We start from the raw sequence: 15,763 nt of genomic DNA on the forward strand, positions 1-15,763 counted from the left end.
ACCGGCAGACCACCAGGCCCCACCCGCTAAAACAAAGGACGGCCGAACCCACGACTATTGGGTTCGGCCGTCCGCGATGTCCTGAGACATCACAGGGCGCGCCCGGCAGGATTCGAACCTGCGACCCACAGATTAGAAGTCTGTCGCTCTATCCAGCTGAGCTACGGGCGCTTGGCAGAGGAAAGTCTCTCAGATGGGCGGGTGATCGCGCCTCTGGGTTCCTGGGTGGGTCGCTCGGTCGAGCCTGGGGAAGTACAGGGCTGTCGTTCCATCCAGGTAACGCTGAGTGGGTGGTTCTGCCGCCGGGTCTGCTCCCCAACTAGGCTGCGGGCATGAGTTACCCCTCACCAGGCCCGGCCGGCTCGCCGCAACCCGCGGCCGGGTCGGCGTACCCGCCCGGCGGACCGTACCCGCAGCCGAACGTGCTGGGGAACCATCCGGTCCCTGGTCAGCGGCGTAATCAGGGTGTTCTGATCGGCATCGTGATCGCGGTGGTGTTCGCGATCGCGGGTCTGGTGATCTTCGGCATCGTGGCCAAGTCGACCGGCGCGGGCGGCTTCACCTGGGGCCTGGTGTTCGCGTTCGTCCCCGTCATCCCGGTGATCGCGCTGTATCTGTGGCTGGATCGTTACGAGCCGGAGCCGACCAAGTACATCTTGTTCGCGCTCTGCTGGGGTGCGTTCATCGCGACCCTGGCCGCGATCTTCATCAACACCGAGGTGTCGCACCGGCTGGCCGAGACCGGCGTCGGCGGCGACCGGTCGGCGATCTTCGTGGCGCCGCCGGTCGAGGAGTTCGCCAAGGGGTCCGTGATCCTGCTGCTCGCGCTGGTCCGGCGCAAGGAGTTCGACGGCATCATCGACGGACTCGTGTACGCCGGAATGGTGGGCGTCGGGTTCGCCTTCACCGAGAACATCCTCTACTACGGACGCATCTTCAACACACTGTCCGAGGAGTCCGGAAGCGACGCCGGTCTGCGGGGAGCGTTCGTACTGTTCGTGATCCGAGGGCTGATCTCGCCGTTCGCCCATCCACTCTTCACGTCGTTCACAGCGATAGGTATCGGTGTCGCGATACGACATCGAAGTACCGTGGTCCGGTTCCTTGCGCCGATCGTCGGCTATCTGGCCGCGGTGCTGGCCCACGGTCTCTGGAACGGCGGCGCCAGTTGGGCCGGCGGTGGTGGGTTCATCACCGTCTACCTGTTCCTGATGGTGCCGATCTTCATCGGGATGGTCGTGTTCGCGCTGGTGATGCGGTCCCGGGAGGGACAGATGATCGCGTCCCGGTTGTACGACTATGTGAGATTCGGATGGCTGATTCCACAGGACGTACCGCTGATCGCGACGCTGCGCGGGCGCAAGGCGCTCCGGCAGAACGCGAAGCGGTACGGCCCACAGGCTGAGGCGTCCGCGAAGGCGTTCCAGCAGAACGCGACCGAGCTGGCATACCTGCGGGACAAGATCGTCCGTCAGGTGATCGGGCCGGACGCCCTGGAGACCGAGAAGCAACTGCTCGACGAGCTGCGGGCGCGGCGGCCGAGTGTTCCGTTCCCGCCGATGCCGGCGTTCGCGCAGGCGGCGCCGCAGTTCCAGGGCGTGCCTGGACCTATGGGTGGGCCCGTGCCTGGATCTCTGCCCGGAGCTATGCCGAGTCCGGTGCCAGGTCCCCTGCCGGGCCCCATGCCGGGTCCTGTGCCCGGTTCTCTGCCTGGTGGACCCGGTGGACCCGGTGGACCTGGTGGGCCGGTGCCGGGCGGGCCTGTTCCTGGTTCGGTGCCGGGTCAGGGCGCGGGCGGTCCGGTGCCTGGTGCCGGGGCGGGTCAAGGGGGATACCCGCCGCCGCAGGGTGGTTACCCACCGGCTCAGCCGGGGTATCCCTCGGGGCAACCCGGTTACCCAGCGGGCCAGTCCGGTTACCCACCGGGACCCCCTGGTCCGCAAGGATCGCCGGGGGGATACGGTCCGTATCCACCATCGCAGTGACTGCCACCCGTCCACGCCGCCAAACGGGGATGACGATGACTTTGCTTCCGCGCTGTCCGACCGGGCACTCTGTGCTCGTGGGCGGACGCCGTGGCTGACATGAGGTCAGCTGGTGACGGTCCGGAACCGCGGGTTCCGGGCCAGGATCAGCCTGCCCAGGAACTGGCGAACCTGATCGCTCAATCCAGCGCCCGCTCCGATGCCAAAGGCAAAGGCTTCTGGCGCCGCCGCCGACGCAAGAACCAGCCCGAACCAGACCCCACGCCGGACACCCCCACCCCGTCCGGGCCTGCAGGCACGCCCACGTCCCCCGAAGCCAGTACGCCGACCCCGGCCGACACCCCGGCATCCGCCCACCCGGATCCGTCCGACGGCCCCGCGTCCGCTAGCGGCTCGGGATCCGCTGACGGCTCGGGGTCCACTGACGGCTCGGAGCCGAACGCCGCCGAGTCCGTCGGCACTGCGGACTCCACCGACCCAGCCGCGCCAACTGGTACATCGGAATCGACCGAGATCCCGGAGTCCTCTGACACCGGCGAGTCCACCGGCACGTCGGAGCCGACCGGGAACTCGGAGTCCTCTGGGACGAGTGAGTCCGCCGATGCGTCGGGGTCGACCGAGACTGTCGAGTCCGGTGAGCAGGGCTCCGAGGGCTCGGGGTCAGGTGAGCAGTCGGCGGCGTCCGGGTCTGACGCGTCCGAGAGCGCGGCCGGAGATACAGGGTCGACATCTGCGACGGCTGAGGCCGAGCAGGCGGAAGGCGCTGAGACGCAGGCTGACCACAGTGCTGAGGTGGCTGGATCTGACACCGAGGAGCCGTCTCACGGTGGTTCAGCTGAGGTGACGGACGAGGGCGCCGCGGCGTCCGCCGTACCTGCTGATGCTGTCGGGCCAGCTGTCGACGCGCCGGCTGAGCGGCCGCGCTCGACGGTTGGTGTCGTGTACGAGCCGGACGAATCCCCGGATGGTTTCCCGCTCGAATACGGCAACATCATCGTCGGGCTCCCCAAACAATCCACAGACTCGGACGACGCCGAGTCCGATGAACCACACGGCACCGGCCGCCACGCCGCAGATGTACCGGTCGAGCAAGTCGACCCGAAGGCAGCAGGCAAGGCCAAGAACAAGAACAAGCCAAAAGCCGATACGCAGGCTGCGGCGGTGACCGTCGCTGAGAGCTCGGACGACGTCGTCTCCGCCGAGGCTGCAGCCGAGCAAGAAGATGGCACGCAGGACGGTGCAGCCGGCGGTGGTTCGGCGCAGGGCGAACCACCCCAGGGCGGCGAGTCAGACGCGGACGGGCAGGCCGGCGAGCAGGTAGTTGGCGAGCCGGACGCCGATGGTGAGCAGACCGATGGCGCGCGGGACAGCTCGGAGGAAGGTGTCGCGGAGGCCGCCGCCGAGAGCTCGGGTGACGTTGCTTCGGGCGAGGCCGCAGCCGAGCAGGAAGACAGCACGCAGGACGCCTCAACAGACGGCGGGTCGGCGCAGGGTGACGCAGCCCTGGACCCTTCGGCTCAGGGCGACGGCACGCAGGACGGTTCAACCGACGACGGCTCGGCGCACGACGGCTCAGCTGACGACGGCTTGGCGGAGGACGGTCCGGCCCAAGACGCTTCGGCGCATGACGGCTCAGCGCACGACGGCTCAGCTGAGGACGGCTTGGCGGAGGACGGTCCGGCCCAAGACGCTTCGGCGCACGACGGCTCAGCGCACGACGGCTCAGCTGAGGACGGCTTGGCGGAGGACGGTCCGGCCCAAGACGCTTCGGCGCACGACGGCTCGGCGCACGACGGTTCAGCTGACGGTGGCTCGGCGGAGGATGGCTCGGCTCAGGACGCTTCGGGTTCAGTTGGCGAGAGTTCGGTGCAGGATGAGCTGGTCTTGGATGGCGGCGAGTCGGGCGGGGCTGGGCAGGATGACGGCCAGCAGGCAGGCGACGCGGAGGTCGTCGGCGGGTCGCAGGCTGATGAGCAGGATGGCGCGCAGGTAGCTGACGGTTCGGGTGACGGTGGGTCGGCGGCTGGGGCGCGGGGTGGCTTGGGTGGCGGCTCTGCGGAGGATGAGGGGGACTCTGCGGAGGGTGACGCGGGGGAGTTGACGGCGGCTGCGTTGGGGGAGCGGTTGGCGGCTGAGCAGGCTGCTATGGCTTTGATTACTGCCTTGATGAAGTTGCGGGGAGCGCTGGCCAGTAGTGCTTTGCCTTTGGATGTTGTGGGGGCTGATGAGGCTCGGCAGCAGCAGAAGGCGATGTTGGATCAGCTGGATGACTACCTGTTGCCTCGGCTGGTGCAGCTGGAGGCACCGGTGCTTGCGGTGGTGGGTGGATCTACGGGAGCCGGCAAGTCGACGCTGGTGAACTCCGTGATCGGCAAGGTAGTCAGCGAGCCTGGCGTGCTGCGGCCGACGACTCGGTCGCCGGTGTTGATTCATCACCCGGATGATGCGGACTGGTTCGTTGGTGACCGGGTGCTGCCGGGGATGGCGCGGACGAGTGCCGACAACCCGGGTGGGACAGAGGATCAGGGGCAGCTGCGGTTGGTTGCTGCTGACACCGTTCCGCGTGGTCTGGCGATCCTGGACGCACCCGACATCGACTCGGTGGTCGAGGCGAACCGTGATCTCGCGACCCAACTGCTGTCCGCGGCCGACCTCTGGCTGTTCGTCACGACGGCCGCGCGCTACTCCGACGCGGTGCCGTGGGACTTCCTGCAGAGCGCGTCGGATCGCAGTACGGCGGTTGCCGTCGTCCTGGATCGTGCTCCGAGCGAGACGATCGACGACATCACCGGGCACCTCGCGCAGATGCTGCTCGAACGCGGCCTGGGCGACTCGCCGCTGTTCTCGATCCAGGAAACGGTTGTCGATGGCAACGGAATGCTGCCGTCCCAATCTGTTGCCTCGATCAAGGACTGGCTGGTCGACCTGGCTGCCGACGCGGAGGCTCGGGCGGCTGTCGTCCGACGTACCCTGCAGGGCGCTGTCAGCGCGATGGTGAAGACGACAGCTCCGTTCGCGGTTGCCGTCCGGGCCCAGGCCGAGACCGCGTTGGAGCTGCGCTCGACTGCAGAGTCGGCCTACGACCAAGCAGTGCAGGACATCGCGAAGGCGACCCAGGACGGGACGCTGCTGCGCGGCGAGGTGCTGGCCCGGTGGCAGGAGTTCGTCGGAACCGGTGAACTCCTGAAGGGTCTGCAATCCGGCGCCGGCCGTCTGCGCGACAAGGCGAAGAAGTCTGTCGGCACCAAGCCCACCGAGACGCGGAGCGTGAACGACGCGATCGAGTCCGGGATGGAATCGTTGCTGCGTGAGCAGGCCGCGGCCGCCGCTGAACGCGCGGAGAAGGCCTGGCAGTCATCGGCTGCCGGCCGTCAACTGCTCGCCATCGGTGGACCGGAGCTCGGCGCCATGTCCGAGGACTTCCCGGACGCGGCCGGACGTGCAGTCCGCGAATGGCAGAAGTCCGTCCTCGAGTTGGTCCGCCGCGAGGGTGCCGACAAGCGTTCGACCGCACGCATCCTGGAGTACGGCGTGAACGGCCTGGGGCTGTCGCTGATGGTGGTGATCTTCGCCAGCGGCGCGGGTATCCCGAAGGCGGCCGAAGCCAGCGTCGGTGTCGGAAGCGCGGTCGTCGGCGAGAAGCTGCTGGAGGCAGTCTTCGGCGACACGGCCGTGCGGACCCTGGTCGAGAAGGCGCGTGAAGACCTTGACGGTAAGGTTCATGCCCTGATGGATGCCGAATTCGCCCGCTATCTGGCTGTCCTTGACCAGCATCCGGTCGATCCTGAGACGGCCAGGCACCTGACCGAGGCCGCGCGCGCGGTGGAGGACTGCACGTGACGGAAACAGTGGATACGGTCGAAGCCCCGGTCCGGGGTGCGACCGATGTCCTGAAGAAGATCGATGCCCTCGGCGCCGCCGCGAAGGCCGGCGAGGGCAGGCTCGATCCTGTCGTGCTGACCGAGGCCAACCAGATCGTGGAGCGCTCCGGGCAGCGGCTCCGCATGTCCGGCGAGCTGACCGTAGTCGCGCTGGCCGGCGCGACCGGCTCCGGCAAGTCGTCGCTGTTCAACGCGTTGACCGGGCTCGACCTGGCCGCGATCGGCACGCGCCGCCCGACCAGCTCGATGCCGCTCGCCTGTGTATGGGGCGAGGAGCCGGCCGGTGAAGTGCTGAACTGGCTGGGCATCCCGCGCCGGCACCAGGTGCAGCACCGCAGCTCGTTGGAGGGCTCGCAGTCCGAGGACCTGGACGGTCTCGTCCTGCTGGATCTGCCCGACCACGACTCGACCGAGGTCGAGCATCGCCTGATCGTCGACCGGCTGGTCGAATTGGTCGACATGCTCGTGTGGGTGGTCGATCCGCAGAAGTACGCCGATGCCGCCCTGCACAATCGATACATCAAGCCTTACGCCTCCCATTCCGGGGTCATGGTGTTCGCGCTGAATCACATCGACAAGCTGACGCCCGATCAGCGCAAGAGCTGCCTCGAAGACCTGGAGAAGTTGCTCAAGTCGGACGGCCTCAAGTCGCCGAGCGTTGTTGCGACGTCCGCCGTCAGCGGTGACGGGCTGGACGAGGTGCGTGGTCTGTTGGTCAAGCGCGTCAGCAACAAGCGCTCGGCGCGTGAACGTCTTTCTGCTGACGTCGACCGGGTTTCGGACCGGATGGCGAGCCAGTGCGGCAACGCCAAGACCCCCGAGATCGCCCAGAGCGACATCACCGAACTCGTCGACGCCCTGTCCGACGCGAGTGGCCTCCCAGTGGTGGTCGACGCCGTACGGCGTTCCTATCTGCAGCGGGCACGAGTTGCGACGGGGTGGCCGGTGACGAAGTGGCTCGAACGGTTCCGGCCGGATCCGTTGCGACGGTTGCACGTCGACGAGGTCTCACGCCAACAGGGCAAGGCGTTGCGCAAGTCCGCGTCGACCGAGGTCGCGATCGCCCGCACTTCGTTGCCTGCGGCAACTCCCGTGCAGCGCGCCCGGATGGACACCGCCGTGCGCACGATCACGACGAAGGCCGCGGAAGGACTGTCGCGCCCGTGGGCCGACTCGGTTCGCTCGGCGATCCGCCGCCGCGAGGAGTCGCTCGGCGACGAGCTCGACCAGGCGGTCGCGCGAACCGACCTCGGCACGAGCAACAACCCAGGGTGGTGGAGTGTCGCCAAGGTCGTCCAGTGGTTGCTGTTCCTGGTCACCTTGGGAGGTGCGGTGTGGTTGGCCGCGCTGCTGGTGACCCGGATCGCCGGACTGGATGACCCGCCGCTGCCGGAGTGGAACGGGATCCCGTACGCGTGGATCATGCTCGTCGGCGGCGCCGTCCTCGGGCTGGCGGTGTCATTCCTCAGCCGCGCCTTCTCGACCAGCGGTGCCGCGCGTCGGTCCCGCCTCGTGGCCGACGCGCTGCGCGCCGAGCTGGAGAAGGTTGCCGACAGCCACGTTGTCGCACCGGCCCGCGAAGAGCTCGACGCCTACACGACCTGCCGCGACAGCCTCGCCACCGCCCGCGGCTGAGTCTTCGGACGGCTAGGTCATCCAGCTCGACGCGGCCGAAGGTCACCAGGTGAAGGGCGCCCGTACCTTCGGCCGGGTGGCGCAGAGTAGGTCAGACCTCGGCATCCGGGGCGAACTGGGCCATCGAGATCTTGGCGGCTGCGGCGAGGTCGTCCTCCGAGGTGGTGCCGGAGGAGCGGACGACCTCGATCCAGGCACGGACCGACTTCTCGTTGTACTCGATGACCTCGGGGGAGTTGGCCATCTCGGTCGGATCGACATCGTCCGCGAGCTCGCCGTCGACGTACAGGGCGAGGCCCATGATCGCGCCGTCCCAGCCAGGACCGACCCAGAGAGCGCCGGCGCCGCCCGGGGCCGGCGGATCGATCATCGAGTGCTCCAGCTCCAGCTCGGTCGAAGCACCCGGACCCGGTGTCAGCCGGATCTCGAGGAGACTCGTGGGTCCGCCGAAGGTCACCCGGAACCGCTTGGGCGGCTCGCACTCCAGGATCTCGCCGCCGGCGTTGCCCTGGAGCTGGAACGTGCCGCCGACCTCGAGGTCGCCGGTCACAGGCAGGAACCAGCGGTTCATCCGCGCGGGATCCGTCAGCGCGTCCCACAGCTCCTCCGGCTCGGCCTGGTACGTACGACGCATCCGCACGGTCGCCGTCTCCCCGGTCCGACTGACCCAGCGTTGAACGGCGTTGATGTGCTCGAGGATGTCGATCACGGCGGTATCCCTCTCCTGCCCGGCTACGAAGACTGAGCCAAGAATGCCGGGACGCGCTTATATAAGTCAATACTGAGATAGTCACGCCGCCTCCGCCTCCGGGGTCTCGGCGCGGGCGGCCAAGGGGAGCGTCGTCGCGCTGTACTCCTCTGCCGGGAACGGGGACACAGATGTCTCCAGAGCCTCGGCGTCCGCGACCGAGGTCGTCGCGGCGGCAGCGCCGAACGCGACCTTGGTGAAGGTCGTCGTCCCCCGGTTGAGATCGTGCCCGAGGGAGAAGGCTTCGAGGACGACGCGGCTGCGCTGCACGCCTGACTCATCGGTCCACTCGTGCGTCCTCAAGCGGCCGGAGACCAGGATCGGCTGGCCGAGATGCACCGATTCGAAGGCGTTCTGGGCCAGATGACGCCAGCACTCGACGCTGAACCAGGTCGTCGGTTTGTCGACGTACCCGCCGAGACCACGGTCGAAGTGCCGCGGCGTCGAGCCGATCCGGAAGGAGACATGCGCCACCTTCCCGCCGATCTCCTTGAAGTCCGGCTTGCTGCCGACCCAGCCCTGCACTGTCACATGGGTGTCGCCGAGGCTCATGATGGCCACCTTCCGTCCGATCGCGATTTCCGCTGTCACCGGAGAAGATGCACGCATCGCACCCTTCGTGGCCGCCCGACTTCGGATCTGTGGACAACCGGTTGGGATCTGCTGGGTCCGAGCACATAGGCTCTAGGCATGGCGGAATTCATCTACACCCTTCGCAACGTGCGCAAGGCGTTCGGCGACAAGGTCGTTCTCGACAACGTCACGCTGAACTTCCTGACCGGCGCGAAGATCGGCGTGGTCGGGCCGAACGGCACCGGCAAGTCGTCGCTGTTCAAGATCATGGCGGGGCTGGACCAGCCGTCCAACGGCGAGGGCCGGCTGGCCGAGGACGCGACGGTCGGGATCCTGCTCCAGGAGCCGCCGCTGACCGAGGGCAAGACCGTGCTGGAGAACGTCGAGGAAGGGGTCGGCGACACCAAGAAGAAGCTGGACCGCTTCAACGAGATCTCCGCCGAGCTGGCCGACCCGGACGCGGACTACGACACGCTGCTGGGCGAGATGGGTGACCTGCAGACCGAGCTCGACCACCGCAACGCGTGGGACGTCGATGCTCAGCTCGAGCAGGCGATGGACGCGCTGCGCTGCCCGCCGCCGGATGTGCTGGTCGACAAGCTCTCCGGTGGGGAGCGTCGCCGGGTCGCGCTCTGCAAGCTCCTGCTCCAGCAGCCCGACCTGTTGCTCCTCGACGAGCCCACCAACCACCTGGACGCCGAGTCGGTCCTGTGGCTCGAGCAGCACCTGCAGAAGTACCCGGGCGCCGTCCTGGCGATCACCCACGACCGGTACTTCCTGGACAACGTCGCCGAGTGGATCCTCGAGCTCGACCGCGGCAAGACCTACGGCTACGAGGGCAACTACTCGAAGTACCTCGAGACCAAGCAGCAGCGGCTCGTGGTCGAGGGCCAGAAGGACGCCAAGCGGCAGAAGATCCTGGAGCGTGAGCTCGAGTGGGTCCGGTCGAACGCGAAGGCCCGGCAGACCAAGAGCAAGTCCCGGCTGGCCCGCTACGAGGAGCTCGCGGCCGAGGCCGAGCGGTCCAAGAAGCTGGACATCGACGAGATCAACATCCCGGCCGGTCCGCGGCTGGGCAGCACGGTGCTCGAGGTCTCCAAGCTGGAGAAGGGCTTCGGCGACCGCAAGTTGATCGACGGCCTGAGCTTCAGCCTCCCGCGCGCCGGCATCGTCGGCATCGTCGGTCCGAACGGCGTCGGCAAGTCGACGCTGTTCCGGATGATCGTCGGTGAGGAGCAGCCGGACGCGGGCACGCTGAAGCTCGGCGAGACGGTCAAGATCTCGTACGTCGATCAGTCCCGCGGCGGCCTGGACCCGAAGAAGACGGTCTGGCAGCAGGTCTCCGACGAGCTCGACTACATCAAGGTCGCGAACTTCGAGATGCCGAGCCGGGCGTATGTCGCCTCGTTCGGCTTCAAGGGGCCGGACCAGCAGAAGCCGACCGGCGTCCTGTCCGGCGGTGAGCGCAACCGGCTGAACCTGGCGCTCACGCTGAAGATGGGCGGCAACCTGCTGCTGCTCGACGAGCCGACCAACGACCTGGACGTCGAGACCCTGCAGTCGCTCGAAGACGCACTGCTGGAGTTCCCCGGCTGTGCCGTGGTCGTCTCCCACGACCGGTGGTTCCTGGACCGCGTCGCGACCCACATCCTGGCCTGGGAGGGCAGCGACCAGGACCCGGCCAAGTGGTTCTGGTTCGAGGGCAACTTCGCGTCGTACGAGGCGAACAAGGTGGAGCGGATGGGTCCGGAGGCAGCGCGCCCGCACCGGGTCACCTACCGCAAGCTCACGCGCGACTGACCTCAGCGCACCAAGAACCCCATCTCCCCGAGCGGGAGGTGGGGTTCTTTTCCGATCGAATACTTAGCCCTTGCGCTAAGTATTGAACGGCGGCGATACTTAGCCTCATGGCACAGTATGAGGCGGACGTGGACGGCGTGTTCGTCGCCCTCGCCGACCCGACCCGACGCACCGTCATCCGGCGTCTCGGCCGGGGACCGACCAGCGTCGGCGAGCTCGCGGCGGAGTTCCCAATGACGTTGCCGTCGTTCCTGAAGCACGTTCGGACGCTCGAGTCGAACGGCCTGATCCGCACGGTCAAGGTCGGCCGCGTCCGGACCTGTGTACTCAATCGCGAACGGCTCGCGGTGGTCGACGACTGGCTCGGCGAGCAGCGCCGGATCTGGACCGATCGCACCGACCGGCTCGAGGCGTTCGTCACCGACGAGAGGGAGGACGACCAGTGAATCCAGAGCTTGACCTGGTGATCGAGCGGGTGATCCGGGCGCCACGCGAGGCGCTCTGGCGCGCGTGGACGGATCCGGAGCGGTTCGCCAAGTGGTGGATCCCTGCGCCGACCGTGTGCCGGGTTGACCGGTTCGAGGTCCGACCGGGCGGCGCACTGGTCACGTCGATGAGCGACGACGGACAGACCTTCGTGCCGCACCTCGATGCGTGCTTCCTGGTGGTCGAGGATCGTGAACGGCTCGTCTACACCACCGCGATCGACAGCGAATGGCGCCCGGCCGATCCCGAGCCGTTCCTCATCACGGCCGAGGTCACCTTCGGCGAGCACGCCGAGGTGACGGCGTACCGGATCGTCGTTCGGCACGGCACCCCGCAGGCACGGGCCCGGCACGAGGAGCTCGGGTTCGCCGACGGGTGGGGGACCGTTGTCGGTCAGCTCGCGGCCCAGGTGGAGAAGGAGCCGGTTCGATGAAGCTGGTACTCACGGAGGTCGCCGGATATGCAGGCGTCTCGGCGGTCGTCTAACAGACGTGGTCCGCGAGGACGTCGGCGATCACCTGGCGGTTGGCGTCGGCGTCGCGGTCGTCGGCCAGGGTGATGAGGGCTTTCCACAGCGCCCAGCCGCGGGCTCTGGCCCACATCGTTGCATCCTGCGACACCGCCGTACGGAAGACTTCTCGGGACGTGCCGGAGAAGAACGTGTAGGCGATGACGAGGTCGCAGGCCGGGTCACCGACGCCGCTCGTACCGAAGTCGATCACCGCGGACAACCGGCCGTCCTGCACCAACAGGTTGCCGCTAGCGATGTCACCGTGGAACCAAACCGGCGAGCCTGCCCAGGTCGCCGTGAGCGCAGCTTCCCAGACCTCAAGGGCCAGGTCCGTGTCGATCTGGCCCTTGAGCCGAGCCAGAGCCTGCACGGTCTCGTCGTGGTAGTACGACGGTGATGCACCTCGGTAGAAGCTGTGAGCACCGGCCGACGGCCCGCCGGTCGCGTCGACGCTCTGCAGTGCAAGGATGAACGACGCAATCGACCGAGCGAACTCGTCCAAGTCGCCGACACTCTCCAACGAGGCCGTCGACCCGTCGATCCACCGGCGAACAGCCCAGTGGTACGGATACCCCTCGCCTGGCACCCCCAGCCCCACCGCCGACGGAATCTCGACCGGCAGGTACGGCGCCAGCACCGGCAGCCACTCGTGTTCCTTCTGCACGGCCGGTGCGTACGCCGCTCCCGTCGGCAGGCGGGCGGTGAGCTCAGAACCCAGCCGGTACGTGCGGTTGTCCCAGCCGTCGACCTTGACCGGGGTCACCGGCAGGTCGGCCCACTGTGGGAACTGCGTTGAGATCAGTCGCCGTACCAGCGCCGCATCGATACCGGCCCGGCCGTCCTGAGGAATGTCCGTCACGCGCCCAAGGATCCCGGAGATCGCGCGTCGCTCTCAAACCCTTTAGCTCAGGGCTTCAGAGTTGTCGATCGCGTCCTGGAGGAACGACGAGATCGTGTGGAGTTCGTCGACGCTGCGCCGCTCCAGGACCTCCTGCAGGCGCCGGCCTTGCTCGGCGTACAGCGGGACCATCTTCTCCTGGATCGCCTCGTACGACGGCGTGACCACGACCTTGCGGCGATCGCTGGGGTCCGCCTCGCGGGTGACGAATCCGTGCGCCTCGAGCCGGTCGATGACCCCGGTCACGGTGCCGGACGTGAGGCCCGTGCGCTCGGCCAACTGGCGGGGCGTCAGCGGACCGTACGCCTGCAGCAGCGTCATGAACTGGGAATCGCTGGCGCCCAGGCCGACCTTCGCGGAGACGGCTCCGTTGTACAGCACGACCTCCGCGATGAACCGGATCATCCGCTGCTCGAGCTCGGCGGCGAGCTCTTCTCTCGAACTGGTCATGGTCCACCTCAGCATAGGGCTTGCATTTCTCTCGGACCTCCAAGATACTCGGAATGACGAGATACTTGAAGAACCGAGATAAATGGAGACGATGATGAAGGTACTGGTGATCGGTGGCGGGACCGGCGGGCTGGCGCTCGCGCACGGTCTGCAGCGGGCGGGGATCGGCGTGACCGTGTTCGAGCGGGACGCACTGCGCACCGACGGTCTGCACGGCTACCGGGTCGGCATCGACCCCGACGGCAGCCGGGCGCTGCACGCGCTGCTGCCGAAGGAGCTGTACGACACGTTCGTCGCGACCAAGGCTCGCGACCCGAAGTACTTCAACATGCTGACCGAGGACTTCACAGAGGTCCTGTCGATGGAGATTCCGCCGTCGACCGACCCGGTCGAGAGCGAGAAGTCGATCAGCCGGATGACCCTGCGGCAGGTGCTGCTGACCGGCCTCGAGGACGTGGTCGAGTTCGGCAAGGAGTTCGTCCGGTTCGAGCAGAACGGCGACCAGGTCACGGCCTACTTCGCCGATGGCACGCACGCGACCGGCGATCTGCTCGTGGCCGCCGACGGCTCGGGCTCGCGGGTACGGCGTCAATACCTGCCGCAGGCGAAGACCGAGGAGACCGGCGTCATCGCGATCGCCGGGAAGCTCCCGATCACCGCGGAGAGCGCGAAACTCGTGCCGCCGAAGGTGTTCGAGGGGATCAGCCTGATCAATGCACCGGGTGGGTTGTTCTGCATCCTGCACGTGATGGAGTTCCAGTGGGACCGGGACGGCCATCTGAAGAACGGGATCGGCGGCAACACCGAGGAGCTGATCCGGAACTGGCCGGGCCTGCAGTTCGACAACACCCGTGACTACATCAACTGGGGATTCTCTGCGGCCCGGGACAAGCTGCCGGTCAACATCATGGAGTTGCGCGGTCGCGAGCTGATCGACACAACCCTAGCGATGACGCCGGACTGGCACCCGGACCTGCGTCGCCTGTTCGAACTGACCGATCCCGGCACGTGCTTCCCGGTGAACATCTGGACTTCAGTTCCGTTGGAGCCGTGGGAGTCGAGCAATGTCACGCTGATCGGCGACGCGATTCACACCATGACTCCGGGTCGTGGAGTGGGTGCCAACACCGCCCTGCGCGACGCGGTCAATCTCTGCCGCGAGCTGATCGACGTACGCGACGGCCGGAAGGCGCTCGTACCGGCCGTGCACGAGTACGAGGCGAAGATGATCAAGTACGGCTTCGAGGCCGTCGTCAAGTCGCGAGCGCAGATGACGACCGACGACCCGCTGTACAAGCCGGTGATCGGTCGGCTCGTCCTGGCCGGCATGCGTACGGCGATGCGCACGGTCAATCACCTGGCGCCGCTGAAGCGCCGGATGCGTGCCGGCATGCTGGCCTTCCGCGGCGCGGACCGCAACGAGCTGACCCTGGAGATCACCGAGCCTCAGAAGAAGCAGTGACTCAGCGCTGCCCGATGTGCTCCGACACTGCGTCGAACACGCGGCCCACGGCCGCGAAGTCCTCGGGGGTGGCCAGGTCGACGAGGTTCTCCCGAACGCCCTCGACGTGGTACGGCGCGGCCTCCTCGAGCAAGGCGAATCCGGCGTCGGTCAACTCGGCCCAGACGCCGCGCTTGTCGCTCGTGCACGACTTACGCCGAACCAGGTCGGCGGCCTCGAGGCGGCCGACGGTGTGCGTCAGCCGCGAGCGGCTCTGGTGCAGCCGGTCGGCCAGATCGGCCATCCGGAGTCGCCGGTCGGGCGCCTCGGAGAGCCGGACCAGGATTTCGTAGTCGTTCGTGCCGATGCCGAACCGGCGCAGGTCGTCGTCAAGCTTCGCCATCAGACGGGCGGTCCCCAGCAGGTAGGCGCGCCAAGCGACCTGCTGCGTGGCGTCGAGCCACCGGGTATCAGTCGTTGTCACGGGATCAGTGTACCGGGAATGTAGTTGACATTTAAACCGTTACTTCCTACCGTCGTGGTCTGAGGTTGAAATTTTAACTTCTACTTCCGGCTGCGTCGCCCCCGACCAGTACGACACGTTCCCGAGAGGACATCATGAGCGACACCGCTACCACCGGCACGCCGACCAGCAGCATCCCCGGCCTGGTCGCCGGTATCTACAGCCTCGACACGGCACACACCGAGATCGGCTTCACCGTCCGCCACCTGATGACCAAGGTCCGCGGCACCTTCCAGGAGTTCGCCGGCGAGATCGTCGTGAAGGACTCGCTGGAGGAGTCGACCGCCAACGTCACCGTCGAGCTGGCCTCGGTCCACACCCGCAACGAGCAGCGCGACGGCCACCTGCGCTCCGGCGACTTCTTCGACGCCGAGAACAGCCCGAAGATGACGTTCTCCAGCGTCGCCCTGAAGCAGGAGGGCGAGGACTTCATCCTGGCCGGCGAGCTGACCATCAAGGACGTCACCAAGCCGCTCGAGCTCGCCGTCGAGTTCCTCGGCGTCGACCAGAACGCCTACGGCCAGAAGATCATCGGCTTCGAGGCGTCCGCGTCGATCAGCCGCAAGGACTGGGGTATCGACTTCAACGTCCCGCTCGAGGGTGGCAAGCTCCTGATCGGCGACAAGGTGGACATCCACCTCGACGTCCAGGCTGCCCTCCAGGCCTAAGACTCCCCAGCAACAACTCCGCAGGCACAACCCCAGCAGTAGCTCTGCAGCGAAAGACCCCGCGCCGGGGGCGATTTCTAGGGGTCGTTGCAACACCGTGCTGGTTTCTAGGTAGTGAGTAGATCACGCAAGCCCTCGGCTGGGGTGTCCCAGTCGAGCGTTTT

At 67.3% G+C, this 15,763-nt stretch carries 13 protein-coding genes and 1 tRNA gene; 8 read left to right on the plus strand and 6 right to left on the minus strand.

The genetic code is table 11. The features are described 5' to 3' along the window. Positions 1–97: 97 nt before the first annotated feature. A tRNA-Arg gene (locus tag ACWF4Z_RS37615) sits at positions 98–171 on the minus strand. Positions 172–332: 161 nt separating this feature from the next. Between ACWF4Z_RS37615 and ACWF4Z_RS37620 the strand changes: the two genes are divergently transcribed. From ACWF4Z_RS37620 to ACWF4Z_RS37630, 3 genes are all read left to right on the plus strand, one after another. Then, positions 333–1,985, plus strand: a complete 1,653-nt coding sequence (locus tag ACWF4Z_RS37620; protein ID WP_452248018.1) for a PrsW family intramembrane metalloprotease — start codon at positions 333–335, stop codon at positions 1,983–1,985. 99 nt (positions 1,986–2,084) lie between these two features. After that, positions 2,085–5,825 (plus strand): dynamin family protein, encoded by a 3,741-nt coding sequence (locus ACWF4Z_RS37625; RefSeq protein WP_452248019.1) that lies wholly within the window; start codon positions 2,085–2,087, stop codon positions 5,823–5,825. Beyond that, a complete protein-coding gene (locus ACWF4Z_RS37630) occupies positions 5,822–7,501 on the plus strand; it encodes a GTPase (protein ID WP_452248020.1) in 1,680 nt (559 codons plus the stop codon). The genes ACWF4Z_RS37625 and ACWF4Z_RS37630 overlap by 4 nt, the downstream gene beginning before the upstream one ends. Before the next feature lie 91 nt (positions 7,502–7,592). On the opposite strand, the gene ACWF4Z_RS37635 is transcribed toward ACWF4Z_RS37630, so the two are convergent. Together ACWF4Z_RS37635 and ACWF4Z_RS37640 are read right to left on the minus strand one after the other, a co-directional pair. Next, complete coding sequence (locus ACWF4Z_RS37635; protein WP_452248021.1) at positions 7,593–8,210, minus strand: SRPBCC family protein; 618 nt, start codon at positions 8,208–8,210, stop codon at positions 7,593–7,595. An 81-nt stretch (positions 8,211–8,291) separates the two neighbouring features. Then, positions 8,292–8,801 carry a single-stranded DNA-binding protein gene (locus ACWF4Z_RS37640; RefSeq protein WP_452248022.1) on the minus strand — a complete coding sequence of 170 codons (510 nt, stop codon included), beginning with the start codon at positions 8,799–8,801 and terminating at the stop codon, positions 8,292–8,294. Positions 8,802–8,939: 138 nt separating this feature from the next. Here ACWF4Z_RS37640 and ettA point away from each other — a divergent pair, with 138 nt between their 5' ends. The 3 genes from ettA (at position 8,940) to ACWF4Z_RS37655 (ending at position 11,541) form a co-directional block, all read left to right on the plus strand. Continuing rightward, positions 8,940–10,622, plus strand: coding sequence for an energy-dependent translational throttle protein EttA (gene ettA, locus ACWF4Z_RS37645; protein WP_452248023.1), 1,683 nt, complete (start codon positions 8,940–8,942; stop codon positions 10,620–10,622). A gap of 107 nt (positions 10,623–10,729) precedes the next feature. Beyond that, a complete protein-coding gene (locus tag ACWF4Z_RS37650; protein WP_452248024.1) occupies positions 10,730–11,068 on the plus strand; it encodes an ArsR/SmtB family transcription factor in 339 nt (112 codons plus the stop codon). Next, positions 11,065–11,541 (plus strand): SRPBCC domain-containing protein, encoded by a 477-nt coding sequence (locus ACWF4Z_RS37655; RefSeq protein ID WP_452248025.1) that lies wholly within the window; start codon positions 11,065–11,067, stop codon positions 11,539–11,541. The genes ACWF4Z_RS37650 and ACWF4Z_RS37655 overlap by 4 nt, the downstream gene beginning before the upstream one ends. 49 nt (positions 11,542–11,590) lie before the next feature. Here ACWF4Z_RS37655 and ACWF4Z_RS37660 read toward each other — a convergent pair whose 3' ends face one another. Together ACWF4Z_RS37660 and ACWF4Z_RS37665 are read right to left on the minus strand one after the other, a co-directional pair. After that, on the minus strand, positions 11,591–12,478 hold the full coding sequence (locus ACWF4Z_RS37660; RefSeq protein ID WP_452248026.1) for an aminoglycoside phosphotransferase family protein: 888 nt from the start codon (positions 12,476–12,478) through the stop codon (positions 11,591–11,593). 42 nt (positions 12,479–12,520) lie between these two features. Then, complete coding sequence (locus ACWF4Z_RS37665; RefSeq protein WP_452248027.1) at positions 12,521–12,967, minus strand: MarR family winged helix-turn-helix transcriptional regulator; 447 nt, start codon at positions 12,965–12,967, stop codon at positions 12,521–12,523. Positions 12,968–13,058: 91 nt separating this feature from the next. On the opposite strand from ACWF4Z_RS37665, the gene ACWF4Z_RS37670 reads away from it, so the two are divergent. Then, the gene (locus ACWF4Z_RS37670) at positions 13,059–14,429 is read left to right on the plus strand and encodes an FAD-dependent oxidoreductase (RefSeq protein ID WP_452248028.1); all 1,371 of its coding nucleotides are present in this window, start codon (positions 13,059–13,061) and stop codon (positions 14,427–14,429) included. Position 14,430: 1 nt separating this feature from the next. Here ACWF4Z_RS37670 and ACWF4Z_RS37675 read toward each other — a convergent pair whose 3' ends face one another. After that, a complete protein-coding gene (locus tag ACWF4Z_RS37675; RefSeq protein WP_452248029.1) occupies positions 14,431–14,892 on the minus strand; it encodes a MarR family winged helix-turn-helix transcriptional regulator in 462 nt (153 codons plus the stop codon). 134 nt (positions 14,893–15,026) lie between these two features. Here ACWF4Z_RS37675 and ACWF4Z_RS37680 point away from each other — a divergent pair, with 134 nt between their 5' ends. Further along, entirely contained in the window at positions 15,027–15,599 is a 573-nt protein-coding gene (locus ACWF4Z_RS37680) for a YceI family protein (RefSeq protein WP_452248030.1), read from the plus strand. The last annotated feature ends 164 nt before the right edge of the window (positions 15,600–15,763 follow it).

It is taken from the genome of Kribbella sp. NPDC055071 (assembly GCF_053608045.1).